The organism is Halomonas sp. 3D7M (genome assembly GCF_014897885.1).
Lineage (GTDB): Bacteria > Pseudomonadota > Gammaproteobacteria > Pseudomonadales > Halomonadaceae > Vreelandella.
Map to the genome: position 1 here is coordinate 4,117 of NZ_JABUZF010000258.1, position 4,669 is coordinate 8,785.

General features: G+C 56.2%; 3 protein-coding genes. All 3 read left to right on the forward strand.

Translation table 11 applies throughout. From position 1 onward, the window contains the following. Positions 1-1,409, forward strand: a 1,409-nt coding sequence (locus INT22_RS16290) for an aldehyde dehydrogenase family protein (protein WP_226912826.1), incomplete at its 5' end; no start/stop codon positions are given. Positions 1,410-1,469: 60 nt separating this feature from the next. Further along, on the forward strand, positions 1,470-2,369 hold the full coding sequence (locus INT22_RS16295; RefSeq protein ID WP_193068569.1) for a transporter: 900 nt from the start codon (positions 1,470-1,472) through the stop codon (positions 2,367-2,369). 37 nt (positions 2,370-2,406) lie between these two features. After that, positions 2,407-4,512 carry a PQQ-dependent dehydrogenase, methanol/ethanol family gene (locus INT22_RS16300; protein ID WP_193068570.1) on the forward strand — a complete coding sequence of 702 codons (2,106 nt, stop codon included), beginning with the start codon at positions 2,407-2,409 and terminating at the stop codon, positions 4,510-4,512. The last annotated feature ends 157 nt before the right edge of the window (positions 4,513-4,669 follow it).

Below are 4,669 nucleotides of genomic sequence, written 5' to 3' on the forward strand. Positions count from 1 at the left end.
CCGCCACTAGTGGCCAGACGCTGGATGTCTATAATCCCGCCACCGCGGAAGTGATCAGTCGGGTTCCGGCGGGTGATGCCGCCGATATTGATGCTGCAGTCGGAGCTGCCCGGGAGGCCTTCCGTGACTGGCGCAGGTCGAGGCCAGCCCAGCGCGAGAAGCTGCTGCTGGATCTCGCCGATGCTCTGGAAGCCCGCGCCGATGACTTTGCCCTACTCGAGACACTAGACAACGGCAAGCCAGTGACCTTTTCGCGGCATATGGACGTAGCTTTAGCCATCGACTTTATCCGTTATACCGCGGGCTGGGCCACCAAAATCGAGGGTCGTAGCATGACACCCTCGATGCCCTTCGTGCCCGAAGACAAGCAAATCGTCGCCTACACTCGCCGCGAGCCCATAGGCGTGGTGGGTGCTATCATTCCCTGGAATTTCCCACTGCTGATGGCAACCTGGAAGATCGCTCCGGCCCTAGCTGCCGGCTGCAGTATCGTGCTAAAGCCCGCCGAGGACACCCCGCTCACCGCCCTGTTGCTGGCAGAACTGGCCGAGCAAGTAGGTTTTCCAGCTGGCACTCTCAACGTCGTCACCGGTCTGGGGCACACCGCTGGGGCAGCGCTGGCCAGTCACCCAGGAATCAACAAGGTGGCCTTCACCGGATCGACCCCCGTGGGCAAGCAGATCGGGCATTCCGCCATGGAGAACCTAACCCGCACCACCCTGGAACTAGGTGGCAAGTCACCGGTGATGGTGCTGGCCGATGCGGATATCGAGACAGCCGCTGCTGGCGCGGCCCAGGCGATCTTCTTTAACCAGGGGCAGGTCTGTACCGCTGGGTCGAGGATCTATGTACATGAGTCGATCCACGATACCTTCGTCACTAAGCTAGCCGAACAGGCCCAGCAGCTGACGCTAGCGCCGGGCTGGGAACCCACCAGCACCCTCGGTCCGCTGGTCTCCTCCAAACAGCAGCACCGGGTGCTGGCGTATATCGAACAAGCGCGCAGCGACGGCGGCACCATCGTCACCGGCGGTGGCAAGGGCAGCGAAATCGGCTACTTCGTCGAGCCAACGGTGATCACCGGATTGGCCCAGGAAAGCCGCTGTGTGCAAGAGGAGATCTTCGGTCCGGTAGTCGTGGTCCAGACCTTCCGCGACCTGAACGAACTGGTGTTACTGGCCAACGACTCTCCTTATGGTCTGGCCGCCAGCATCTGGTCCAACGATCTTGCGGCGGTCAATCGCCTGGTACCAGAAATCGAGGCCGGTAGTATCTGGGTCAACGGCCACAACCTGCTGGACGCCTGCATGCCCTTCGGCGGCTTCAAACAGTCGGGCATTGGCCGCGAGCTCGGCGACTCACTGATCGAGCATTACACAGAGCAGAAATCGGTTGTGATGATCGTTTGACACGAAGCCTTCGGACATCGATGGATGTGACCTGCCTCAAGACACTATAAGGATAAAAACATGATCAATTTTCTCCCTGACGGAATAGCCAGGAGCTTGCTAAAGCCCCTGGTCATGGCGCTAGGCCTTGCATCAGCTGCCAGCGCTAATGCCGTTGATGTAGACCCAGGCGACTATACAGCTCTTCCAGCTGGCACCAACCTTGCCATGCTCTATTACCAGCATGCGACCAATAACAAGCTCTACGCTAATGGCGATAGAGTGCCTGTAGATGCTGGGCTTGATACAAATATAAGTATTTTCCGGTACGTGCACTTTATGGATATCGGCGGCTATACCGTTGATCCTCAGATCCTCCTCCCCTTCGGCAGTATCGAGGCCGAGGATGATCTGGCATCCATGGGTAGTACGGATGGCATCGCGGATCCTATCCTGGCGGCTACGGTCTGGTTGATCAATGAGCCCGAGGACAATCACTACTTCGGCATCACGCCCTTCCTGCATGTCCCTGTCGGCAGTTATGACAGTAACCGAGCCCTTAATATGGGCGAGAACCGCTGGAAGTTCTCGCTCCAGGCCGGATATATCCGGGGTCTGACGGATACCCTCTCACTCGACTTGGCTGCCGATGTCACCCTGTATGGAAAGAACTCCGATTTCGGGAGCGAAAGCTCCAGACTCGAGCAGGATCCTCTTTACCACCTACAAAGCTATATGCGGCATAACTTAACCCCAACCTGGGATATTCGCGGGGGACTTTCCTATACCTATGGCGGTGAAACCGAGGTCGATGGCCAGCAGCAGAAGGACAAAACTGAAACTATTAGCGCCACTATTGGCACAGGCTATTTCATTACCCCGACTGTTCAGGTACTCGCCAATTATGGCCGAGATATCTCGGTAGAGAATGGATTCAGAGAAGAGCATCGCATCAACCTTAGGCTGATGAAGGCATTCTGAAGTTTTCAGATCAATGAGCAACGCCAGGAAGAGAACAATGAAAATAACAATGATGAGCGTAGTCGCGTCAGGTGTATTGCTGGGTATCCTATCGATAGGCGTGACGTTGCCCAGTAAAGCAGATGTAGAGGAGTTGGCCAGCATTGATAATGCTGCAATTGCCAATAACCGAGAGACAGGCAACGATTGGCCAGCTCATGGCTTCGATGATGCAGGGACACGCTTCAGTCCTCTGGAGCAAATCAACGACAGTAATGTGAATGGTCTGAAACTCGAATGGTCTTACAGCTTAGCATCGACTCGAGGCGTCGAAGCAACGCCTATTGTCGTTGATGGAGTGATGTATGTGACAGCGCCTTGGAGCGTCGTTCATGCTATCGATGCGCACACAGGGGAGAAGCTCTGGGTCTATGACCCCAAAGTACCCCGGAGCTACGCCGAAAAAGGCTGCTGTGACGTGGTCAACCGTGGAGTTGCCGTCTACGAGGGCAAGGTGTTTGTAGGCTCCTTTGATGGTCGGCTGATAGCACTCAATGCTCAGAGTGGCGAGCGGGTGTGGGAAGTCGATACCCTTATTGATCACTCAAGGCCTTATACCATCACCGGTGCTCCACGTGTCTTCAATGGAAAGGTGATCATCGGCAACGGGGGTGCCGAATATGGGGTGCGAGGTTATATCACCGCCTACGACGCCGACACCGGAGAAGAGGCGTGGCGCTGGTTCACAGTGCCTGGCGATCCCTCGGAGCCCTTTGAAAATGAGGCCATGGCCATGGCCGCCGAGACCTGGGACCCCAGCGGTCGTTATTGGGAAGCCGGTGGCGGCGGCACCGTCTGGCACTCCATGGTCTTCGATCCCGAGCTCAACCTGATGTATGTGGGAACCGGAAACGGTTCTCCCTGGGCACACCGACTGCGCAGCCCAGGAGGCGGGGATAACCTATTCTTAGCCTCCATCGTTGCTCTGAACCCCGATACAGGAGAGTACGTCTGGCACTATCAACAGACGCCGGGGGATAACTGGGACTATACCTCTGCTCAAGATATTATTCTGGCCGATATCATGTACGAAGGGGAAAAGAGAAAGGTGTTGCTGCACGCGCCAAAGAATGGATTCTTCTTTGTGATCGACCGCGAGACGGGAGACTTCCTTTCAGCGGAGAATTTTGTCCCTGTCAATTGGGCCACTGGCTATGACCCAGATGGGCGTCCCATAGAGACCCATGAGGCTCGCTCAGAAGATACGCCCTTTGACGCTATCCCAGGGCCATTTGGTGGCCATAATTGGCATGCTATGTCTTATAGTAAAGATACTGGTTTAGCCTACTTCCCCGCACAACATGTACCGGTCTCCCTTCAGCAAGCGGGTAGTTGGTCCTATGAAGAGGTCGACTCTGGCCAGCCTATGTCTGGGACAGGCTGGAACGTAGGTATGTACATCAACCCAATCCCTCCCTCCGAGCAACCCTTTGGCCGACTGTTAGCCTGGGATCCTATTGCACAGGAGGAAATATGGCGTTACGAGCATACCTCACCCTGGAATGGCGGCACCTTAGTCACCGCCGGCAACCTAGTCTTTCAGGGAACGGCAGATGCTCGTTTCATGGCATTCAATGCCACCACCGGCGAGAAGCTGTGGGAGGCACCACTGGGCACAGGGGCCATTGCAGCGCCCGTAACCTACGAAGCAGATGGTCGTCAGTTTGTCTCAATCGCGGTGGGCTGGGGAGGCGTTTATGGGCTATTCCAGCGTGGCTCAGAGCGTAGCATCCCTGGTACGGTATACACTTTCTCCCTGGATGGAGAGGCTCAATTTCCTGAGTTCACCAAACACCAGCTCGACGCTTTAGTGTCTGACGTTGACTATAACCCAGAAGACATTGAAGCAGGGACAGCGCTCTATGTCAGCCACTGCGCTTTCTGTCATGGGGTTCCCGGCATAGACCGGGGTGGAAACATCCCCAACCTGGGCTATTCGAATGCGGCCATAATCGAGCACCTTGAACAGTTCGTCCTTGGCGGACCTCTCATTGAGCGGGGTATGCCAGATTTCACGGGCCGGCTTACTGAGCGGGAAATCAACCAGATAAAGGCCTTTATTCTCGGAACGGCAGATGCCATCCGCCCTGCCAGCAACGATTAATGGATCGAATAATCAGCAGGACCTAGGAGCGCGACCAGAATCCTCCACCGCTATAAGCGCCCCAGCATGCTGGGGCGCACTTAGATAAGGGAGGACGCGAGGGGACATTCAACCCGTGGCTGGGTGGGGGATGGCCCGTCAGGGAAAGGTGACGCGG

Coding starts and splice junctions, on each gene's coding strand:
- INT22_RS16295 (WP_193068569.1), top strand. CDS start 1,470: ATGATCAATTTTCTCCCTGACGGAATAGCCAGGAGCTTGCTAAAGCCC.
- INT22_RS16300 (WP_193068570.1), top strand. CDS start 2,407: ATGAAAATAACAATGATGAGCGTAGTCGCGTCAGGTGTATTGCTGGGT.